The sequence below is a fragment of the Oleiphilus sp. HI0067 genome, from assembly GCF_001635735.1.
Map to the genome: position 1 here is coordinate 1 of NZ_LWFI01001624.1, position 770 is coordinate 770.

General features: G+C 47.0%; 1 protein-coding gene. It reads left to right on the forward strand.

What is annotated here, in order from left to right; translation table 11 throughout:
* The coding region (locus tag A3739_RS26265) for an ATP-binding protein (protein WP_156502866.1) at positions 1-770 on the forward strand (770 nt) is incomplete at both ends.

Below are 770 nucleotides of genomic sequence, written 5' to 3' on the forward strand. Positions count from 1 at the left end.
GTCCCGTCACGGGTGTCTTACCTTCTTTGATTGAAAGCCTCGAGTCTAGCCACCGTGTGTTTGTTGCGAAGGATGATCTCCGTTATGCTCACTTATTAGGTGCAAAATCGATCTATGGCATAGAAGACCTTCGGCAGTTGGTGGAATATCTTCGCGATCCTGAGCGTGCAACGACATGCCGATATACTGCAGAAACTTCTGATCAAGACCTAGATGCTCAAATAGATGATCTGTCGGATGTTCTTGGTCAGTATTCTGCGCGTAAAGCGCTAGAGATAGCTGCAGCGGGAGGGCATAACTTATTGTTATTTGGTCCGCCAGGAACAGGCAAAAGTATGCTTGCTTCGCGTATCAGCGGCATATTGCCTCAACTTAATATCAAACAAGCACGCGACGTAGCCGCTTTATATAGCTTAACCAATACTCCGAGAGATGAGGGGGATTGGTTTACACCACCATTTCGTTCACCTCATCATTCGTGTTCGGCAGTTTCTCTTGTAGGAGGTGGCGCTAAACCTAAACCCGGTGAAGTGTCTTTAGCGCATCAGGGTGTTTTATTTTTGGATGAGCTGCCAGAGTTCTCGAGGCATAGTCTTGAGATGCTACGAGAGCCTTTAGAGTCGAATGCGATTTCGATCGCGCGCGCACAGCATCAAATTACCTTACCTGCGAATTTTCAATTTATTGCTGCCATGAATCCATGCCCGTGTGGCTATTTAGGGCATCCAACGATTGCTTGTACTGATACGCCGCAACAAATCGAACAGTAT